This is a genomic window from Sphingomonas swuensis (assembly GCF_039538045.1).
GTDB lineage: Bacteria > Pseudomonadota > Alphaproteobacteria > Sphingomonadales > Sphingomonadaceae > Sphingomicrobium > Sphingomicrobium swuense.
The window spans coordinates 1965072-1985386 of record NZ_BAABBQ010000001.1; the positions used below are offsets into that span (position 1 = coordinate 1965072).

The 20315-nt window shown below is 67.2% G+C and carries 19 protein-coding genes; 9 read left to right on the forward strand and 10 right to left on the reverse strand.

Annotation, left to right across the window (positions count from 1 at the left end):
• Window positions 1-5 precede the first annotated feature (5 nt).
• Entirely contained in the window at window positions 6-410 is a 405-nt protein-coding gene (gene secG, locus ABD727_RS09660; protein WP_344707203.1) for a preprotein translocase subunit SecG, read from the reverse strand.
• 85 nt (window positions 411-495) lie between these two features.
• On the reverse strand, window positions 496-1239 hold the full coding sequence (gene tpiA, locus ABD727_RS09665; protein WP_344708061.1) for a triose-phosphate isomerase: 744 nt from the start codon (window positions 1237-1239) through the stop codon (window positions 496-498).
• Between the two features lie 119 nt (window positions 1240-1358).
• Here tpiA and ABD727_RS09670 point away from each other — a divergent pair, with 119 nt between their 5' ends.
• Complete coding sequence (locus ABD727_RS09670) at window positions 1359-3296, forward strand: peptidylprolyl isomerase (protein WP_344707204.1); 1938 nt, start codon at window positions 1359-1361, stop codon at window positions 3294-3296.
• A 51-nt stretch (window positions 3297-3347) separates the two neighbouring features.
• Here the strand turns inward: ABD727_RS09670 and ABD727_RS09675 are convergent, their stop codons facing one another.
• Entirely contained in the window at window positions 3348-4010 is a 663-nt protein-coding gene (locus tag ABD727_RS09675) for a hypothetical protein (RefSeq protein WP_344707205.1), read from the reverse strand.
• Between the two features lie 138 nt (window positions 4011-4148).
• On the opposite strand from ABD727_RS09675, the gene ABD727_RS09680 reads away from it, so the two are divergent.
• Window positions 4149-4739, forward strand: a complete 591-nt coding sequence (locus ABD727_RS09680; RefSeq protein WP_344707206.1) for an anthranilate synthase component II — start codon at window positions 4149-4151, stop codon at window positions 4737-4739.
• A gap of 49 nt (window positions 4740-4788) precedes the next feature.
• Here the strand turns inward: ABD727_RS09680 and lexA are convergent, their stop codons facing one another.
• The 3 genes from lexA to ABD727_RS09695 all read right to left on the reverse strand — a co-directional run bounded on the left by lexA (window position 4789) and on the right by ABD727_RS09695 (window position 7267).
• On the reverse strand, window positions 4789-5454 hold the full coding sequence (gene lexA / locus ABD727_RS09685) for a transcriptional repressor LexA (protein ID WP_344707207.1): 666 nt from the start codon (window positions 5452-5454) through the stop codon (window positions 4789-4791).
• Between the two features lie 89 nt (window positions 5455-5543).
• Window positions 5544-6383: an energy transducer TonB gene (locus ABD727_RS09690; RefSeq protein ID WP_344707208.1), complete on the reverse strand. Its 840-nt coding sequence runs from the start codon at window positions 6381-6383 to the stop codon at window positions 5544-5546.
• 38 nt (window positions 6384-6421) lie between these two features.
• Window positions 6422-7267, reverse strand: coding sequence for an energy transducer TonB (locus ABD727_RS09695; RefSeq protein WP_344707209.1), 846 nt, complete (start codon window positions 7265-7267; stop codon window positions 6422-6424).
• 106 nt (window positions 7268-7373) lie between these two features.
• Here ABD727_RS09695 and ABD727_RS09700 point away from each other — a divergent pair, with 106 nt between their 5' ends.
• The 3 genes from ABD727_RS09700 (at window position 7374) to uvrA (ending at window position 11969) form a co-directional block, all read left to right on the forward strand.
• The gene (locus ABD727_RS09700) at window positions 7374-8021 is read left to right on the forward strand and encodes a hypothetical protein (RefSeq protein ID WP_344707210.1); all 648 of its coding nucleotides are present in this window, start codon (window positions 7374-7376) and stop codon (window positions 8019-8021) included.
• 75 nt (window positions 8022-8096) lie between these two features.
• Window positions 8097-8624 (forward strand): PRC-barrel domain-containing protein, encoded by a 528-nt coding sequence (locus tag ABD727_RS09705; RefSeq protein ID WP_344707211.1) that lies wholly within the window; start codon window positions 8097-8099, stop codon window positions 8622-8624.
• A gap of 282 nt (window positions 8625-8906) precedes the next feature.
• Complete coding sequence (gene uvrA, locus ABD727_RS09710) at window positions 8907-11969, forward strand: excinuclease ABC subunit UvrA (protein ID WP_344707212.1); 3063 nt, start codon at window positions 8907-8909, stop codon at window positions 11967-11969.
• Window positions 11970-11998: 29 nt separating this feature from the next.
• Here the strand turns inward: uvrA and ABD727_RS09715 are convergent, their stop codons facing one another.
• Entirely contained in the window at window positions 11999-13783 is a 1785-nt protein-coding gene (locus ABD727_RS09715; RefSeq protein WP_344707213.1) for a hypothetical protein, read from the reverse strand.
• A 318-nt stretch (window positions 13784-14101) separates the two neighbouring features.
• Entirely contained in the window at window positions 14102-14866 is a 765-nt protein-coding gene (locus tag ABD727_RS09720) for a DUF2726 domain-containing protein (RefSeq protein ID WP_344707214.1), read from the reverse strand.
• A gap of 115 nt (window positions 14867-14981) precedes the next feature.
• Between ABD727_RS09720 and ABD727_RS09725 the strand changes: the two genes are divergently transcribed.
• Window positions 14982-15296: a hypothetical protein gene (locus ABD727_RS09725; protein ID WP_344707215.1), complete on the forward strand. Its 315-nt coding sequence runs from the start codon at window positions 14982-14984 to the stop codon at window positions 15294-15296.
• 78 nt (window positions 15297-15374) lie between these two features.
• Here ABD727_RS09725 and ABD727_RS09730 read toward each other — a convergent pair whose 3' ends face one another.
• Window positions 15375-15632 (reverse strand): hypothetical protein, encoded by a 258-nt coding sequence (locus ABD727_RS09730; RefSeq protein ID WP_344707216.1) that lies wholly within the window; start codon window positions 15630-15632, stop codon window positions 15375-15377.
• A gap of 241 nt (window positions 15633-15873) precedes the next feature.
• Between ABD727_RS09730 and ABD727_RS09735 the strand changes: the two genes are divergently transcribed.
• The 3 genes from ABD727_RS09735 (at window position 15874) to ABD727_RS09745 (ending at window position 18876) form a co-directional block, all read left to right on the forward strand.
• The gene (locus ABD727_RS09735; RefSeq protein ID WP_344707217.1) at window positions 15874-16728 is read left to right on the forward strand and encodes a hypothetical protein; all 855 of its coding nucleotides are present in this window, start codon (window positions 15874-15876) and stop codon (window positions 16726-16728) included.
• A 195-nt stretch (window positions 16729-16923) separates the two neighbouring features.
• Complete coding sequence (locus ABD727_RS09740; protein ID WP_344707218.1) at window positions 16924-17541, forward strand: hypothetical protein; 618 nt, start codon at window positions 16924-16926, stop codon at window positions 17539-17541.
• Window positions 17542-17649: 108 nt separating this feature from the next.
• On the forward strand, window positions 17650-18876 hold the full coding sequence (locus tag ABD727_RS09745; RefSeq protein WP_344707219.1) for a glycosyltransferase: 1227 nt from the start codon (window positions 17650-17652) through the stop codon (window positions 18874-18876).
• Here ABD727_RS09745 and astD read toward each other — a convergent pair.
• Complete coding sequence (gene astD / locus ABD727_RS09750; protein ID WP_344707220.1) at window positions 18873-20300, reverse strand: succinylglutamate-semialdehyde dehydrogenase; 1428 nt, start codon at window positions 20298-20300, stop codon at window positions 18873-18875. The two genes, ABD727_RS09745 and astD, sit on opposite strands and share 4 nt — an antisense overlap.
• Window positions 20301-20315 lie beyond the last annotated feature (15 nt).

Sequence of the window (20315 nt, forward strand, 5' to 3'; positions counted from 1 at the left end):
CGGAATTACTGGGCCAGCGGAACCGCGCCGTTGCTCGCCGGCGTAGTCGCCGGGGCGGCATCGTTCGGCTTGGCATTGTTCGGCCCGGCCGGCGCCGCCGACAGCGGGTTTCCGCCCGGCTCGAGCGGGCTGATCGGCGCCTGCTGGATCGGCTGGTTGGCGATGCTCGCATCGACCTTCTGCCCGTCGCGGGTGCCGGCGATCGCCGCCAGCAGGATGCACAGCACCACGAACAGTCCGCCGAGCACTGCGGTCGCGCGGGTCAGGAAGTCCGCCGCGCCGCGCGCCGTCATGAAGCCGGCCGACGAGCCGCCGACGCCCAGTCCGCCGCCTTCCGACCGCTGCAGCAGGATGACGACGATCAGGCCGAGCGTGACGAGGCTCTGGACGATGAGCAGGAAGGCGAACATCGGCGACTTTCAGGAAAGAGCAGGAATTTGCGTGGCGCGCACTTAGCGAGCGCCGTGCCAAACATCAACGCCGCACCCGATTTGATCAGGCCGCGCCGGCCTCGACGATCGGGAGGAAGTCCGCCGCGGTCAGGCTTGCCCCGCCGACCAGCGCGCCCCCGACTTCGCGCACCGCGAAGATCTCGGCCGCGTTGCTCGCCTTGACCGAACCGCCGTAGAGAATGCGGACGCCCGTGCCCGCCTCGCCATAGGCCGAGACCAGCCGCTCGCGGATCGCCCGGTGCATTTCCTCGATGTCGATCGGCTCGGCGACCTTGCCGGTCCCGATCGCCCAGATCGGCTCGTAGGCGACCGAGAAGACGGCTGGATCGACCGCAGTCCGGGGAAGCGATGCGTCGACCTGCGCCGCGACCGTCTGCTCCGCCCGCCCGGCCTCGCGCACCTCGAGGCTTTCGCCCACGCACAGGATGACCTTGAGCCCGGCGGCCAATCCGGCCTCGGCCTTCGCCCGAACGTCGGCATCGGCCTCGCGGTGCGCCTCGCGCCGCTCGCTGTGCCCGACGATTACCATGCTCGCGCCGGCGTCGTGGAGCATCGCGGCGCAGATGTCCCCGGTGTGCGCGCCCTTTTCCATGTGGTGCAGGTCCTGCGCCCCGATGGTGAAGCCCGGTACCGCTTCGGCAGCGCGGTGAATGAGGGTCGCCGGAAGACACAGCGCGACCTCGACCCCGCCTTCGAACTTGCGCGCCCATTCGGCGATCGCCCGCACTTCGGCCAGGCTGTCCGCCGTTCCGTGCATCTTCCAGTTGCCGGCGATCAGCTTGACCATCTTGTCGTTCACTCCGCGTTGTCGCCGCGGCGCCTAGCAAGGCGCTCCGCTTGAAGCCAGACGGCAGCGCCCCTAAAGCGCCTTCCCACGCTGTTCCACGATCAGGATCGTCCCCGCACATGAAGTCTTTCCGCCGCCTGTCCAAGTCGAAGATCGGCACCGGCATCCTGATCCTCTTCCTGCTGCTGATCCTCGCCAGCTTCGCGGTGTCGGACATTTCGAACCTGCGCTCGGGTGGCTCCTTGCCGCAGAACACGCTGGCCAAGGTCGGCGACGCCGAGCTGACCGCGGCCGAGCTCGACTTCGCGATGCAGCGCCGGCTCGCCCAGCTCCGCCAGCAGAACCCGCAGGCGACCTACGCCGATCTCGCCGGCGACTTCGACGCGGTCGTCAACAGCCTGATCCAGGAGCGGACCTTGTGGGCCTATGCGCGCAAGCATGGCTTCACCGTCTCGAAGAAGCTGGTCGACGCCGAGATCGTCAAGCTGCCCGGCGTCCAGGGCCTCGACGGACGCTTCAGCGAGGAAGCCTATCAGGGTTTCCTCCAGCAGCAGCGTATCACCGACGCCCAGCTTCGCCGCGAGATCGAGACCGCCCTTCTGCAGCGGCTGGTCCTGACCCCGGTCGCCGCCAACGCCCGCCTCGGCCAGAGCTTCGCGCGTCCCTACGCCAACCTGCTGCTCGAGCGCCGCGAGGGCGAGCTCGGCCTGCTGCCCTTCGCGGCCTTCACCGGCGGCGCTGCACCGACCCCGCAGGAGCTCGACGCCTTCTACCGCCAGAATGCGGCGCGCTACACGATCCCCGAGCGGCGGGTGCTCCGCATTGCCCGCCTGACCGAGGCGCAGCTCGGGGCCATCGCCCCGACCGAGCAGGAAGTCGCGGCCTACTACCAGGCCAACCAGGCGACCTACGGCGGCTCGCAGACCCGCGTCCTGTCGCGCGCCTCGCTTCCCGATCAGGCCGCCGCCGCCGGGATCGCCGCCCGCGCCAAGGCCGGCGCCGCCAACTTCGCCGCGGCCGCGGCGCCCGCCGGCTTCTCGGCCGCCGACGTCAGCCTCGGGCCGCAGAGCCGCCAGCAGCTCGCCGCGCTCGCCGGCGAGGCGGTCGCCGCCCAGGTCTTCTCCGCCCCCGCCGGGACCGTCGTCGGCCCCGTCCAGTCGAGCACCGGCTTCGACGTCATCAAGGTCGAGAGCATCTCGACCGCGACCGGCCGCTCGCTCGACCAGGCCCGCTCCGAGATCGTCGCCAAGCTCACCGTCGACAAGCGCAAGGAAGCGCTCGCCGACCTCGTCGGCAAGGTCGAGGACCAGCTCGGCGAGGGCCGCACCTTCGAGGAAGTGGCGCAGGCCAATCGCCTCCCGGTGGTCGTCACCCCGGCGCTGACCCGCAGCGGGATCGCGGTCGACCAGCCCGACTTCAAGCTGCCCACCGACTATGCCGGAATGCCCGCCTTCGGCTTCGATCTCGGCGTTGACGACGATCCGGTGGTCGAGTCGCTCCCGAACGAGGGTGGCTACGCCCTCCTCGACGTGACCGACGTGATCCCCGCTGCACCGGCGCCCTTCGCCCGCGTCGCGGCGCAGGTCCGCACCGACTTCATCGCCAAGCGCGCCGCCGATCGCGCCAACGCCGCCGCGACCACCATCCTCCAGACGGCCGCGCGTGGCGGCTCGCTGGCCGATGCGGTCCGCTCGGCCGGGATCAGCGGCATCCGCGCTCCTGAGGGGATCGACCTTCGCCGCGGCGCGCTGTCGCAGTTCGCGCAGCAGGGCCAGGAGGTCCCGCCGCCGCTCCGCATCCTGTTCACCCTCACGCCGGGCAAGGCCCAGCGTGCGGCAGGCCCGTCGGGCATCTACCTCGTCAAGCTCGACCGGGTGACCCAGGGCGACGCCACCTCCAACCCGACCCTGATCGCGCAGCAGCTGACCGTCCTCAACCGTGCGGTCGCCGAGGAACTCGCCGTCCAGTGGCTTTCGGCGGCTCAGAAGGAGCTCGGGGTCACCCGCAACGAGGACGCGATCAAGGCCGCCCGCCAGCGCATCCTGCAGGGCAGCTGATCACGGCGACTGCAGCGGGCGACCATGTCGCCGCCCGCTGCGACCCGCCGCTCAGCGGCGTTGCATCGCAGCCGCCTGGATGACGGCAAGCCGCGCCGCGGTCGGCGTGATCGAACCGCGGGCGAGCGCGCCGCAGCGCGGCGTCTGCTCGACCAGCCGCTGCGCCGCCGCTTCCTCCTCGCTTCCTCCCGGCCGAGTGGCGAGCAGCGCCATCGCCAGCGCCGGCGCTTCCTGCAGCTGGCATCCGGCGAGCGCCGCCACCGGGAAATCGCGGATCTGCGCCGGGACACCGACCGAGCCCGGTGCGCCCATGCCCGTGGCGCCGCGCAGGCCGACTTCGGCGAAGGCCGCCCGGACCAGCATGGCCGGCACCGCCACCCGCATGCCGCAACCGCGATACTGCTGCGCGATCCTGACGAGGTCGGTCCGCTGCGCCGGGTCGGCGAGCGGCCGCGCCATCACCTCGGCGGCGATGCCCGGGTCGAAGCGCCGGACGCACTCGGCGAAGCGGAGCGCGTCGCCATAGCTGCCGGCCTGCGCCAGCCGCATCTCCTCCCAGTCTCGGGCGAAGGCCCAGCGATCGGGCCTGAACTCTCCCTTCTCGAAATTGGGAGCTCCGATGGTCTTGGACTTGGCCCCCGCGGCATCCAGCGGGACCGTCAGGCCGACGAGCCCGCAAAGGGTCAGGGTCAGCAAGGTTCGCACTCGACTCATGGCATCATCCTCCAATGTCGTGCGACCCGCATCATACGCCTTTTCGGGGCGCCCCGCGAGAGGCTCACCGGACCTACTCCTCCCGCCCCCCTACTGTCCTGCTCCCACCGTGAGACGACGCTTCCCTTCCCGCCGCACTTGACCCACAGCAAGGCGGTGCCCGCGGTCCTCGTCATCGACAATGTCGACAGCTTCACCTTCACGCTGGTCGACTATCTGCGCCAACTGGGCGCCGAGGTGGCGGTGGTGCGCTCGACCGAGATCACCGTATCCGATGCACTGGCGCATGACGGACCGCTTCTGATCTCGCCCGGGCCTGGCCGCCCCGAGGAGGCCGGAATCTCGGTGCCGCTCGCCGCCGCCTGCCTCGAGACGGGCAAGCCGCTGCTCGGAGTCTGCCTCGGCCACCAGGCCATCGCCTTGGCCGCAGGCGCACGGATCGTCCGGGCGGCGCCGGTGCACGGCAAGACCGATCCGATCCACCACGACGGCAGCGGGCTCTTCGCCGGCCTGCCCTCCCCGCTGACGGTCACCCGCTATCACAGCCTTGTCGCCGAGCATTTGCCCGAACCGCTGCTCGCGACCGCGCATGGCAGCGACGGCACCATCCAGGGCCTGCGCCACCGCTCGGCGCCGATCCACGGCGTGCAATTCCATCCCGAGAGCGTCGCCTCGGAGCACGGCCTCACCCTGCTCGGCCGCTTCCTGGAAGAGGCCCGGCAAAGCTAAAGTCCCGTGGCTTGCAGCGCCGGCGCTTCCGCCGGTAGCCGCCCTTCAATCAATGGTAGCGGCGGATCAACCCGGCGAGCTTGCCCTGCACCTTCACCCGGCGCGGCTCGTAGCGCTGCGGCTCGTAGGCGCGGTTGGCGGGATCGAGCCGGATCATCGAGCCTTCGCGGCGGAAGGTCTTGAGGGTCGCTTCCTCGTCATCGATCAGCGCGACCACGATCTCGCCCTCGCGTGCCGTGTCCGACTTGCGGATCAGCACATAGTCGCCGTCGAGAATCCCCTCCTCGACCATCGAGTCCCCCGACACCTCGAGCGCGTAATGCTCGCCCGGGCCGAGCAAAGCGGCGGGCACCGCGAAGCTGTCATTGCCCTGAAGCGCCTCGATCGGGGTTCCAGCCGCGATCCGCCCGGCCATCGGGATTTCCATCGTGTCGTTGGCGACCACCACCGGCCGCGGCATCGCCGACCCCGCCTGGTGCGCCGCGGCCGCCACGCCGCCGCCGTCGGGCGAGCGCATCACTTCCAGTGCCCGCGCGCGATTCGGCAGGCGGCGGATGAACTGCCGCTCTTCCAGCGCGCTGATCAGCCGATGGACTCCCGACTTGCTCTTGAGGTCGAGCGCCGCGCGCATCTCGTCGAAGCTCGGGCTCACCCCGGTCGCACGCAGCCGGTCGTCGATATAGGTCAGAAGTTCGCGTTGCTTGGCCGTGAGCATGGCAAGCTCCCCCTGGAAGCACAGTGAACAGACGGAGAACGTCTAAGGAACGTTTCGGTTGCCGTCAACCCATTTCTCTCCGCGTCCGCTCAGCGTGGAATGACCCAGCGGATCTCCGCGAAGGAGGGCGCCGCCATCGCAGCCCCCGCCTTGTCGCGCGCCGGATCGAACCGCGCCCGCCGTTGCAGTATCTCGCAGGTCGTCCGGTCGAGCAGGGCCGAGCCGCTGCTCTGGCGGACCGCGCAGCTCGTCGCCAGCCCTTCCGCCGAGACCCAGAAGCGGACCAGCACACGTCCCTGCTCCTCGTTTCGGATCGCATCCGCCGGGTAATCCCCATCGTCGATGTAGGAGACGATCGGCGCCTTGGACTCGGGCCAGCGTGCAAGCCGCTGCTGATCGGCCTCCGCGAGGCCGAAGGAGGCCAGCAGCGACTGGTTGCACTTGGCCAGGACTGGCGCCAGATTTGTCATCCCGGACAGTGGCAGTCGCGCATCGACGCTCGCCGACCGCATCTCGAGGCTGACGAGCTGGTCCAGCGCCGGCGCCTCGCTCTCGGCGGGGCGGTAGGTGCTGCTGATCAGCAGACCTGGGTCGGCCGGGCGGCGGGAGACCAGATGGTCGGAAATCCTCTTGCCGTTGAGCGCTAGCTGCCCCGCGCCACGATCGACACGCATCGCCTTCTCCAGCGGCGCGTTCACCGGCAGGCGCAGGATGACGGTCATGTCCTTGCCGTGCGGCGCCGGCTCGAAGGCGAGGAGCAGCTTGCTGTCCCCGGCGCCATATTCGCGAAGGGCGACGCAGCGCTCCTCGGCGAAGTCGATGGTCCACGAGCCCGTCGGCTGCCCGCGAAGCTCGAGCGGCTTGGCCTCGGCCGCCGTCGCAACCGTCGCAGCGGCCATCAGCAGGCCGACGGTGTTGCATCTCGCCATCATCGTCGTCCCCGACCTTCCCTCGCCACCGTCCACCATCAGTCCGGCATCACCCAGCGCACCGACTGGAAGGCCAGCGCCGGCATCGGCTTCCCGTCCTTGCCCAGCGCCGGCTCGTAGCGCCCGCGCTGGATCAGCCCGCGACAGGTCGCGCTGTCGAGCAGGTCGAACCCGCTCGAATAGCGGATCTTGCAATCCGTCACCCGGCCCTTCTCGTTGATGCTGAGCCGGGTCCGGACGTCGCCCTGCTGGCGAAGGATCATCGCCACCGTCGGATAGTCTGTATAGTTGAACAGCCGCCCCGCCGGCACCTTGAGCGTCGGCCAGCGGGTCACCTCGGCCTGCACCGCCTTGCTCATCCCCCAGCTCTCGAGCAGGCCGCGATTGCACTCGCGAAGCAGCACGTCGATCTTGGCCATGCCCGTCAGCGGGAAGCGGCCGGTCAGCGCCTTGCTCTCGATCCCGACCTCACCGAGCGTCGCGAGCGGCGGCGCCGAGGGAAGCGTGTCGGCGCTCCAGCCGGCGACGAACAACTGCCCTTCCTTGGCCGACGGGGCGCTGCTGACGAACTTGCTGATCGCCTTCCCGTCCGCGGTCACCTTGGCCTCGCTCCAGCCGAAGACCGGCTTGGCGCTCGCGGCTAGCGGCACCCGGAAAAGCAGGCGCGCACCGTCGTTGGCGGGATCGGGCTCGAGCGCCACCAGAACCTTGCGTTCGCCCAGCGCATATTCGCGCATCGCGACGCAGCGCTGCTCGCCGAAGTCGACCTGCCAGCCCGATGTCGGTTTCGCGAGGTTCGGCTCTTCGGGTGCTGTTGGTGGTGCCAGACCCGCCAACATCGCGCCCGCCGCGGCGCCCGCCGCAATCTTCCACGCCCCCGTCATCTCGTCCTCGCAACGCCACCCTGAACATCGGGGAGCCTAGCAGCGCGTCCCGGTCAGTCCACCCCGTTCAGGCTGCAGTCGCGTGACCCCCGCTAGGACCCGCGTCATGCGCTTCCTCCTCGCTCTTGCCTCCCTTGCCGCGACCACCCCGCTCGTCGCCGCGCCTCCGCCCGCCTCGGCCTGGACCGTCGGTCCGATCGTCCGCGGCCAAAGCGTCTCGCGCGGGCTCCCGCTGCGGCCCCGCGCCGTCGCCGGGCGCGCCATCTCGGTCGAGATCCCCGGTCGCCCGGGCAGCCTCCACGGCCTCACCGTCGCTCCGCAGGCGCTCGGCCGGGCGAGCCTCGCCGGCGCCCGCCGCCTCGTCATCCGCTATCGCATCGAGGCCGCGCCCGGGGTCCGCGTCTATCCCGTGACCGACCCGCGCCTTCCCCCGCTCGCCACCCTCTACCTCCAGCGCGCCGGGGACGACTGGAGCGCGCGCGGGCCGTTCGAGACCTTCCGCTGGTATGCGAGCTTCGCCACCCAGACCCTCGACGCCAGCAACCCGGGCGAGCGGACCATCGTCGCCCCGCTCACCGCCGACTGGACCGCGATCATGACCTCGCGCGCCCGCTCGAGCCCCGCCGCCTTCCGCGCAGCCCTCGCCCAGCCCTTCGCGGTCGGACTGGTGCTCGGCGGCGGCGACGGGCTCGGCCACGGCATCGCCGCCACCGGCCCCGCGCGCCTCGTCGTCACCGACTTCCGGGTCGAATAACGACCCTTCACCGCGAGGGAACGCTCGACCGCCTGCCGCTTTGGTACCGGGCACTTGCCCGAGGGAGCCCGAGCCATGGCCTACGACCGCTACGACGACGACCTGCACGACCGCGATCGCGATCGCGATCGTATCCGCGACGAACGTCACCGCGACCATCGTCCCGCCGGGCGCGGCTTCTTCGGCGCCCGCGACCGCGACGACCGCGAACGCCATCACGACGAGCCCCGCCGCCGTTACGGCCGCGACGACAGCAGCCGCGTCGCCGTCCCGACCGACGAGACCCGCGACCTCATCGCCTCCAACAAGGTCGAGGGCACCCCAGTCTACGGCCGCGACGACCAGCGCCTCGGCAGCATCAAGACGCTGATGATCGACAAGGTCCGCGGCCAGGTCCGCTACGCCGTGCTGAGTCACGCCACCGGCTTCCTCGGCCTCGACGAGCGCTACTTCCCCGTCCAGTGGGACGACCTCCGCTACGACGAGCGCCGCCAGGGCTACCGCGTCGATTTTACCGGCGAGGACGTCCGCTACACCCTCGACAAGCGCGAACGCGAACACAGCCGCGACCTCGATCGCAACGGACGCCGCGACCGCTACTGAGCCTTTGGCACCCCGCCCGCGCGTGGGAGGGGCCCCTGCCTTCTCCCTTCACCCTCGCGGGAGGGGATGGCGGAGGGCCTGTCACGAAGCGCCCCCATCCTCGTTCGTCCTGAGCGAGGTCGAAGGACGCTGCCACGATCCATCACGCCTTCGCCTAACCCCCCTCACCTTCTTGCCTTTTTACCCTTCGCTACCCACTTCGCGCACTCGCGCCCACGCATCGCTCGTCCCGAGTGCAGTCGAGGGATTGCCTCCAGAACAGAAGCGGAACATACCACACCCATGCTGACTCACATCACCGTCAAGGGCGCGCGCGAGCATAATCTCAAGGGCGTGGACGTGGCCATTCCGCGCGACCAGCTGACGGTGATCACCGGCCTGTCGGGCTCGGGCAAGTCGAGCCTCGCCTTCGACACCATCTATGCCGAGGGCCAGCGCCGCTACGTCGAGTCGCTCTCGGCCTATGCCCGCCAGTTCCTCGAGATGATGCAGAAGCCCGACGTCGAGCATATCGACGGCCTCTCGCCCGCCATCTCGATCGAGCAGAAGACCACCAGCCGCAACCCGCGCTCTACCGTCGCCACGGTGACCGAGATCTACGACTATATGCGCCTGCTCTGGGCGCGGGTCGGGATCCCTTATTCGCCCGCCACCGGCGAGCCGATCCAGGCGCAGCAGGTCAGCCAGATGGTCGACCGCGTCATGGCGCTGCCCGAGGGCAGCCGCCACTATCTCCTCGCCCCCGTGGTTCGCGGCCGCAAGGGCGAGTATCGCAAGGAACTGGCCGAGTGGCAGAAGGCGGGCTTCACCCGCGTCCGGATCGACGGCACCTTCACCGAGATCGACGAGGCGCCCGCGCTCGACAAGAAGTACAAGCATGACATCGAGGTCGTGGTCGACCGGATCGTCGTTCGCGACGGCATCCAGACCCGCCTCGCCGACAGCTTCGAGACCGCGCTGAAGCTCGCCGACGGGCTCGCCTATCTCGATCCCGCCGACCCGCCGGTCGAGCCCGCCGGCACCGAGAAGACCGGAGTCGCCGCCGCGCTTGAGAAGGCCAAGGACCGCGCCGTCCTCGCCACCAACGCGCCCCCCGGGCGGATCTGCTTCTCCGAGAAGTTCGCCTGCCCGGTCAGCGGCTTCACCATCGCCGAGATCGAGCCGCGGCTGTTCTCCTTCAACGCCCCCCAGGGCGCCTGCCCGGCCTGCGACGGCCTGGGCGAGCGGCAGGAGTTCGACGAGGATCTCGTCGTTCCCAACCACGACCTCAGCCTCGCCAAGGGCGCGGTCGTGCCCTGGGCCAAGAGCCAGCCGCCCTCACCCTACTACATGCAGGTGCTCTCGAGCCTCGCGCGCCATTACGGATTCGAGCTCACCACCCCGTGGAAGGACCTCGACCCCGCCCACCAGCGCGCCATCCTCCATGGCACCGGCGGCCAGGCGATCGTGCTGCGCTTCATCGACGGCAAGAGGAGCTACGAGGTCCGCCAAGCCTTCGAGGGCGTCATCGGCAACCTCAACCGCCGGATGGCGCAGACCGAGAGCGCGTGGATGAAGGAGGAGCTCTCCCGCTACCAGGCCGCGCACGCCTGCGAGACCTGCCACGGTGCTCGCCTCAAGCCCGAGGCGCTCGCGGTCAAGATCGCCGGCGAGCACATCTCCTCGGGCGTCCGCCGCTCGGTCGCCGACGCCTATGCCTGGTTCGGCAGCCTCGAGGCCAAGCTCACCCCCCAGCACCAGGAGATCGCCCGGGCGATCCTCAAGGAGATCAACGAGCGCCTCGGCTTCCTCCACAATGTCGGCCTCGACTATCTCCACCTCGACCGCACCAGCGGCACGCTCAGCGGCGGCGAAAGCCAGCGCATCCGCCTCGCCAGCCAGATCGGCTCGGGCCTGTCGGGCGTCCTCTACGTCCTCGACGAGCCCTCGATCGGCCTCCACCAGAAGGACAATGACCGCCTGCTCGAGACCCTCCAGCGGCTGAAGTCCCTCGGCAACACCGTGCTGGTGGTCGAGCATGACGAGGACGCGATCCGCGCCGCCGACCATGTCATCGACATGGGCCCAGGCGCGGGCGTCCACGGCGGCACCGTGCTCCACTCGGGGACCCTCGACAGCCTTCTCCAGCAGGAGGGCAGCCTCACCGCCGACTATCTCTCGGGCCGCCGCTCGATCCCGCTTCCGGCCAAGCGCCGCAAGGGCAACGGCAAGAAGCTCACCGTCCACAACGCGCGCGAGAACAACCTCACCGGGGTCACCGCGTCGATTCCTTTGGGCACCTTCACCTGCGTCACCGGCGTCTCGGGCTCGGGCAAGTCGAGCTTCACCATCGACACCCTCTACGCCGCAGCCGCTAGGGCCCTGAACGGCGCGCGCATCCTTGCCGGCAAGCACGACAAGGTCACCGGCCTCGACCAGCTCGACAAGGTCATCGACATCGACCAGTCGCCGATCGGCCGAACCCCGCGCTCCAACCCCGCCACCTACACCGGCGCCTTCACCCAGATCCGCGACTGGTTCGCCGGCCTCCCCGAGAGCCAGGCCCGCGGCTACAAGCCCGGCCGCTTCTCCTTCAACGTCAAGGGCGGCCGCTGCGAGGCCTGCACCGGCGACGGCCTGCTCAAGATCGAGATGCACTTCCTCCCCGACGTCTACGTCACCTGCGACGTCTGCCACGGCAAGCGCTACAACCGCGAGACGCTCGAGGTCCTCCACAAGGGCAAGAGCATCGCCGACGTGCTCGACATGACGGTCGAGGACGCGGTCGAGTTCTTCAAGGCGGTCCCCGGCATCCGCGACAAGATGGCGATGCTGGCCGAGGTCGGCCTCGGCTACATCAAGGTCGGCCAGCAGGCGACCACCCTTTCGGGCGGCGAGGCGCAGCGGGTCAAGCTCGCCAAGGAGCTCTCCCGCCGCGCGACTGGAAGCACCCTCTACATCCTCGACGAGCCCACCACCGGCCTCCACTTCGAGGACGTCCGCAAGCTCCTCGAAGTCCTCCACGCGCTGGTCGAGCAGGGCAACACCGTGGTCGTGATCGAGCACAACCTCGACGTCATCAAGACCGCCGACTGGATCCTCGACCTCGGCCCCGAAGGCGGCATCAAGGGCGGCGAGATCGTTGCCCAGGGCACCCCCGAGCAGGTGGTGAAGGAAGAGCGGAGCTACACCGGCCACTATCTCAAGCCGCTGCTCGAGCGCTCCCCCACCCTCGCCCCTCCCCCTTTAGGGGGAGGTGTCGCTGCAAGCGACGGAGGGGGCTTGGAAGAGAAGCCAGCCGCCGAAGCCAAAGAAGAGGCTCCAAGGCGCGGGCGGCGGAAGAAGGTGGTTGAGGGGGTGAATTAGGGCTCAGTTTTGAAGTTCTCTGATGAAACTTAGAGTTCCTTAAATACCGCCGTCACTAGTTCGTTGGAAAATTCCGACTCTTTCTGATTAGCAGTTAGATGGCGCTGCACAATTGCCCAGTCGAAACCGATCTCAGCTATAACTTGGTCTAGGTCTGCATCGCATGGAGATTTCGATCCCACTCGTATTATGTTGAGGACTGCACTTCTAAAATACTCTAGCGTATTTTGCACGAGAGATTCCGTGTACGGTGGGTTCTCTCCTGCATGCACTAACGTATTGCGAGTTCTATATATGCGGTTCAGGTGCCACTCAACTCGACTTGCGTGCCCCTGTACGGTCTTTAGCGCTTCCCTTGGCGTCCGGTACTGACCTTGCACCCTTCCAAGACGATGACGAAGTAAAGGATTTTCACCGAGCAAACCTATCACCTCCATTCGCAATGCCTCGTGCTCTGGTAAAAGCATCAGCTTCGCAAACAAGGTATGAGAAGTGCCAGTAGTCTCGATCTTAAGTTTTCTGACAATGGCTTGAAAGCTCTTTGGATAGGTTACAGTTATTTGATCGTGGAGAGCTGCAAAAATACGACGATGATAACGTACTACAACGAGCGGCACCAGAAGCTTCAGAAAGTGACTGATACGTGAGTCAAAGTCGGGCGGGTCCCCTAACAGTATCTCGATCGTAGACCACAGTGATATGAGACTCACTTCGTCTTGGCGACTTTCAGATATAACGTTCGCTGTAGCCATCGCCCTAGCAATTCTTTCGCGCGAAGACTCTGAAAAAGACTTTTGTAGATTGCTAATTATCTTCTGTGAACTTCTTCGGCTGTGTCCAGAAACAATAGAGTCAACCTTTTTCACTCCTGGCACATCGTGGTACATCCGCAAAGCGGTACCTGATCGCGCCGACTTTGCGAGATAGACATAGCTAAAGTCACTATGTCGATTTTCTTCTTGCTCAACTTGTAAGACCGTGATCGCTTTGGCCTGATCGAGAGCCAAGAATGCTTGAACTGTTGCACTAAAAGGATCCGCCGCGGCAACTTCTGATTGTGCAATCACCATGTCTGCGGGGCGAACTTCTCCCCAATCTTTGATCTGCTTCTTCGCATGTTCAGGCAGCTGTTCTTCTTCAACAATACTCCAGTCCGAGTCGACTTTAAGTATGTCAGCCAATGGTCGATTTACGAGATAAATCACCTTGAATTTCTTTTTTGTAAGAGAAAACTGCCGAGTAAATTGTTTTACAACATCCCAAGCATTTTCAGTTATCTCTTTAGTAAGCAGCTGGTCCTCAACGCAATCAATCAAAAAGTTCCTGTCAAATCCGCTGCTGATGAGGTTGCTTACTAGGAAGCCGGTCGTATTCAGAATTACGTGCTTCCTTCCGCCGACGCGGATCTCATCTAGCAGAATACCGGTAAGTACTTCACGGTATTTATTCGTAAGTTTATTCAGAAGAGAAGTTGAAGCATATAGTACATCATGAGGTTTTATCTTCTGCCCTTTAGAAATCTCGATGAAGTGCATCACTTGTGGTCGAGATATAGCGAGAGCTGCTTCGTCATTCTCTAGAGACCACGCGAGTTCGGCGACGACGGGTGGCAGAACCACTTCCTTCATCCGCTTCCCTAATACGGCGTTCGAGACCTGAATGGCTTCTTGAAGGCGGCCAAGTGTGTCGAGAGAGTACGACCTAAAGCCTTCAAAGCTTCCCTGATTGAGAAAACCGTGAATGGCTTGCGCGAAGAACACAGCATTTTCGTGTTCGGGCGTGTTTGGCCACGCATTTATGGGAGGAGAAAGCAAGAATTACCTCTAGCCAGCGCAGTCGCAATATCGGCTCCGTTCCAAATAAATTGGAGGGGCCAAGAGCGACAATTGCAAAACCCGGCCGAAAGGTACCAGAGGGTCGGTAGACGTTGTCAAGTAGAGTTCACATGTCGTACCAAGCTTCTTCGGGTTGAGTGTTGGATCGCCGTCTGCTTTGAAGGAGAAGAATGAGCAGAAAGCAGAGTTCGCAACCGACCAACCTTCGCACTTAAGACTTCGGATCGTGCCAGCAGCGACGGCATTGGCTGGCTAGTTTCGTGGCTCATCCGGCCGTCTCCCCGGTGGCTGCGCGGGTCACCCGCGCTCGGCGCGCACCCCAAACGTCTGCTTCACACCCGCCCCGGCCATCACCCGCGCCACCACCTGCGCCAGTTCCGCCGGGCCGTCGCCCGCAAACACCTCGCCATAGCCGATGCCCGCGCGGCGCAGCGCCTCGCGCTTGACGGCGTCGCGGGCGGCCGACGCACCTTGGTGGTGGCCCTGCCCCTGATATTCGATCGCCATCCGCGGCTGCTGATGGCCGTCGACCAGCAGGAAGTCGACGCGCTTGGCATTGATCGTGTTGAACGCCTCGACACTGTCGGCGTCGAGCACCTCGCCGAGGCTCACCTGGCTCCACACCCGCCAGCCGGGCTCCAGCTCGGCGACGATCGGCTCCAGCGCCGCGAGCACCCGCGCCTCGCCCTTGTTCAGGAGCCGCTTGGCCTTGAACGCGCTCTGCTCGACGATCCGCAGCTGGTCCGCCGCGTCGGGCACCCGGCTCGCGCCCTCGCCCAGCGGCCGCCGGGTCTCCATGCTGGTGACGTTCGAGCCTTCCGCGGCAGCGCCCCACGGCCCATGCCACCCCGGCGGCGGCCCCTTGCGCGGTCGCTGAGTCCACTCGCCGCGCCGCATCTTGCGCAGCTTCCACGCCTCGCGGTCATGCTCGCGCTTCATCCGCCCGCCGACGTCGAGCAGCTTCAGCACGCCGATCAGCACCAGCCCGAAGACGATGAAGGGCACCAGCTGCACGAACAGGGGCGAACCCCCGCGCAGCGAATCAACAAAAGACGCGTCCATGCCGCCTCCTGCCATGCCCGCCTTACCAGCGGGTTGATGGTCGACTTTCGGCACCATCGTGCCACTGTGCCAATGCCCAGTCGATAAACCCGATCAATAACCGAGGAGCGTATCGATGGATGTTCAGGAGAAGTTTCTCACCGCCAAGGCGCGGATGCAGCCGGTCTCGCCGACGACTCTGAAGGTCGAGGGTACGGTCATGGCCCATAGCGCCGACGCGACGGTGAAGGCGCATGAAGACCATAGCGACTTCAACCCCACCATTTTCGGCGTCATCCTCGAGGTGACCGAAGGCTCCGGTCGGATGAAGGGCCATCCCCATCGCTGGCACGCCGAATTCGGCGTCGACGATCCCGACAAATATGTGAAGGTCCATGTCCGCGGCGGCACCGAGAAAGTCTATGTCGACATCCTCAAGGACCGCGACTGAACACGGCTTACAAGGGGGCACCCCGGACCGGGTCCGGGGTGCCGCTTCCTGCTCGCGCCGACCGGCCTCAAAAGGACCTCACAACAGCCCGAGCCGCTGGCACATCTGCACGTTGACGTTCTGGCTCGACTGGTCGGGCAGGTTCGCGCACCAGTCGAGGATGAATTCGCGCGGCAGCCATTGCCCGCGCACCCAATAGACGTCGCATTCCGGATCGGGATCGTTGGTCCCGCAAGCCTGAACGTCGCCATCGTCCCCTGGCGGGCGGCGGCCGTGGTCGGCCGCGGACAGTGGCGTCGCCGCCAGGAACAGCAATGCGGTGATCAGCATCTTCATGGTGGGGCTCCCGAGCAAGGCCGGCCAACGATCTGGCGGCGAAGGCCCGGCCATCCTGCCCACGAAGGCGCCGCAGCCGCGTTAACCATGACACCGATGTGGTGCGGAAGCGCCTCGACTTGCTCGGTTCTGGTTCGATCGGCATTCGGCCGCGCGCCGCGCTGGCCGCCGCCCGGTGCGCGGATGCTCCCCTGCGCCCGAGGTCTTTACTAGTAGGATTTCGCCTGTTCTATCCTCGTCGATGAGCAGCAACCCGCACCGCTTTCCGCTTGCCGCCGACCCCGGCGACGTCGTCCGCAGCGTCCTCGACGACCTCCTCTACCGGCTTGACTGGGACGACCGCTGGTACCCCTATGGCGACGGCCACAAGGACCGCACCCCGATCCCGCACGTCCCCGCCGACGATCCCGAGCGGGTCGCCGCGATGGATGCCGCCTCGATCGAGATCAACGCCAGGATCAGGGCCGAGGAGGCCGCCGCGCGCGAGGCGTGGGTCGCGGCGCAGCGCCGCAAGGCCGAGCCCGAGGCGGCCAGGACCCGGCTCGCCGCCGCTGCCGCCGAGCGTCCGAGGGGCGAGGACGACGACGGCGAGTGCGGGGTCTACGAGGGCGAATATGCCGCGGTCATCGCCGAGGTCCCGCCCGGAATCCGCCGCGATGGCTGGACCGCCGAGCGCCGGATCCTGTTCCTCGAGCGGGTCGCCGAGCATGGCAGCATCCTCGCCGCCGCAAGGGCCGCGGGGATGACCCGCCGCTCGGTCTACAAATTGTGCCCGCGTGCGCCGGCCTTCGCCGCAGCGCTGAACGAGGCGCTGATGGCCAATACCGTGGTCCTCGCCGACACGCTGTTCGACCGCGCGATCCACGGCCACGAGGTGCCGATCGTCCACAAGGGCGAGGTGGTCGCGACCAGGACCGTCCACCACGACCTGCTCGGCTGCTATCTGCTGCGGGTCCGCGATCCGCTGAACTATGCGCCGGTCGACGAACTCGAGCGGAGGAAGGGCCACCGCGCGCTCGAGGCCGCCGCTCCCCCGCCCGCGGCTGTGCTTCCGCCGCCACGCTCCGCGGCCACGCCGGAGGGGCCGACCCTGTGAACTTCGGGAACTTTGCCGCCCCGCGAAAACCCCGCACCCTGTGAACTTCGAGAACTTCGGGCCTCGTCCGGGCTGAAACTGTCGCTTTCCTGCCGCAGGCTGTTGTTTTCAGTTCATGCGACTGGCGGGGCGTTCAGCCGTTACCTCCTCAAGAAACTCGCCGGTACTGTTCCGGGCGAGACGAGGAGTATTCCCATGCGAACCCTGTCCATCATCGCCGCGACCGTCGCTCTCGGCGCCGTCGCCGCTCCGGCCGCGGCCCAATATTATCCGGCGCCGCAGCAGCCCGCCCCCCAGCCCTATCCGGGCCAGCCGGGCTACGGCTACTATCCCCAGCAGCAGCCGGGCTACGCCTATCCCCAGCAGCAGCCGGGCTATGGCTACCAGCAGCCGGGCTATGGCTACCAGCAGCCGGGCTACGGCTACCAGCAGCAGGGCGGGCCGCTCAGCAACGCCATCGCCCAGCTGCTCGGCAACCGCTATGCGGTGAACGACCGGACCGCGATCACCCAGTGCGCCAGCGCCGCCGCGGCCCAGGCGTCGCGGACCTACCCGGCGAACAACCAGTCGCCCTACGGCAATGCCTATGGCTACAACCAGCAGGTCGCGGGCTACGCCCGGGTCACCGCCATCACCAATGTCGAGCGTCGCAATCGCGGCAATCTCCGCGTTACCGGCCTTCTCGATACCGGTCGCTACGGCCAGTCGGCCTACGGTCAGTCGGGCTACGGCGCGCAGGGCGACCTCCGCTTCCGCTGCAACGTCGACTATCAGGGCCGCGTGACCGACATCCGTCTCAACCGCACCCGCTAAAGCGGAAGGTTCGGGAGCACGGTGCTCCGTGCTCCCCTGCCCGCACTCAGGGCCACCTATTTCGGGCTGCCATGAGTCTGCCAAGATGGCGGTGCTATGAGGAACGCCATGGATAGGCGTGAACAATCCTCGGGCCTCGACGTGGCGATCGTCATGTTCGACTTCGGCCCCACCGGTGTGGTCCGCAACGCGCTCCGGATCGCCGCCGCCAGCGCGCGTGCCGGGCTGCGGGTCGAGCTGTGGGTGGTGCAGGCGAGCGGGGTGATGAAGGGCGAGGTCCCGGCGAACATCCCGGTGGTCGAGTTCGGCGATCCGCTCGGAACCAACTATTCGCGAGGGGCCCGGCGGCGGGCCGGCCGTGCCACGGTTCCCTATCTTGCCGAGCTGATCGACGAGCGCCGCCCGCGCCTGCTGCTGTCGGCAGGCAACCACTTCCACAGCTTCGCGGCGGCGGCGACCAGGCTCGCCCGCCATCCCACCCGGCTGCTGCTCCGGATCAGCACCGGGCTGCTGCCCAAGCCCGAGGGCACGCTCAATCCCTATCTTTGGATGCGCTTCCACTACAAGAAGTGGAAGGGCGAGCGGCGCCATGCCCGTGCCGCCAGGCTCATCGCCGTCAGCCAGGAGATCGCCAGCGAACTGCGCCGCGAGACCGACTGCGCGCCCGAGCAGATCGTGGTCATCCCCAACGGCATCGACCGCACCGCGATCGAGGAGAAGGCACAGCAGCCGTTCGAGCACGAGTGGTTCGCGCCGGGCGCGCCGCCGGTCATTCTCGGCGTCGGCCGGATCGACAAGTTCAAGAACTTCGAGCTGCTGATCGCCGCCTTCGCTCGGCTTCGCGCGACCCGACCCCTGCGGCTGATGATCCTCGGCGAGGAGCGCAATGCCTGGCGCCATCGGCTGGAAAAGCTGGCGCGCCAGCTGGGGGTCGCCGACGACATCCGCTTCGAGGGCTTCCAGCCCAACCCGCACCCCTATTTCCGACGCGCCGCCGCCTACGTCTGTTGCTCGCGTTACGAGGGGATGAGCAATGCGACGCTCGAGGCGATGGCGAACGGCTGCCCGGTGGTCGCGACCCGTACCGCGACCGGTGCGGCCGAGCTGCTCGACGATGGCCGGGTCGGACCACTGGCCGAGCCGAGTCCCGACGCGCTGGCGGCTGCGATCGGGCGCCGGATCGAGGCACCGCGCGACAGCGATGGACTCAGGGCCCGGGCGGCGGATTTCGACCTGGCGAGGACCACCGCGGCTTATGTCGAGCTGCTGTCTTCCGAAGCGGGACTGGCGACAGCTCCCGCGGGACACCGGAGCGCAAAGGCGCTGGCGGCCTAGTCCTCGAGCATGTTGGGGTCGCGAAGCCCTTCGCCGATCGAGGCCCGGGCCAGTTCGGCCTCGCTGCTGGTGACCGGATAGGCGCAATAATCGGCGGCGTAGAAAGCGCTCGGGCGATGGTTTCCGCTCAGGCCGACGCCTCCGAACGGCGCGGTCGACGGAGCGCCATTGGTCGGCTTGTTCCAGTTGATGACCCCGGCGCGGACCTCGCTCCAGAAACGATCGTAGAGCTGGGGGGCCCCGCCCACGAGGCTCGCGGCGAGCCCGAAGCGGGTGTTGTTGGCCTCGCGAATGGCAGCCTCGAAGTCCGGTACGCGGATTAGCTGGAGCACCGGCCCGAACAGCTCCTCGTCGGGACGGTCGTCGACTTCGGTCACGTCGATCAGCCCGGGGGTCAGGAACGGACGGGTCTCGGACGGGCGGTCGAGCCGGCGGATGACGCGGGCTCCCTTCATCATCAGGTCGAGAAACTGGGTCTGGAGGTGATCGGCGGCGGCAAGGTCGATCACCGGGCCCATGAAGGGCTGTGGGTTGGCGTGGGGCTCGTCGACGATGATCCGGTTCATCACCTTGAGGATCGCCGCGACGAGCCGATCGCCCTCGGCCCCCTCGCGGACGATCAGGCGGCGAGCGGCGGTGCAGCGCTGGCCGGCCGAGAGGAAGGCCGACTGGACGGCAATGGTCGCGGCCGATTCCACATCCTTGACGTCCCACACGACCAGCGGGTTGTTGCCGCCGAGTTCGAGCGCAAGGATCTTGTGCGGCATGTCGGCGAACTGACGGTGGAGCGCCTGCCCTGCCCTAGCCGAGCCGGTGAACAGCAAGCCGTCGATGTCCGGCTCGCCTGCCAGTGCCCGGCCTTCATCGGGACCTCCGATGAGCAGGCGCACCGCGCCCACCGGAACGCCGGCGCGATGCATCAGCGCAACCAGCATCGCGCCCGTCGCTGGGGTCTTTTCCGACGGCTTGAACACCACCGTGTTGCCGGCAAGCAGGGCCGGCACGATGTGCCCGTTCGGGAGGTGCGCCGGGAAGTTGTAGGGTCCGAGCACCGCCAGCACGCCATGCGGCTTGTGGCGAACGGCGATCTTCTGCCCGAGCGCCGCCTCGAGCTTCCGCTGCGGGGTTCGTTCGAGATAGGCGCTGATCGAGATGTCGACCTTGTTGATGACCGCAGCCACCTCGGTCTTCGCTTCCCACAGCGGCTTGCCGGTCTCGCGCGCGATCAGGTCGGCGAACCTGCCCTCTTCCGCCCGGACCTCATTGGCAAAGCGCCGCAGGGTCTCGGCGCGAAAGGTGACCGATTGCGCGGCCCAGCTCGGAAAGGCCTCGCGGGCGGCCGCCACTTCCGTCGCCGCATCGCCGACGTCGCCGGACCACAACTCGGCACCGGTCGCCGGCTCCGTCGAAATCAGATGCGTCAAGCTCGTTTCCTCTTC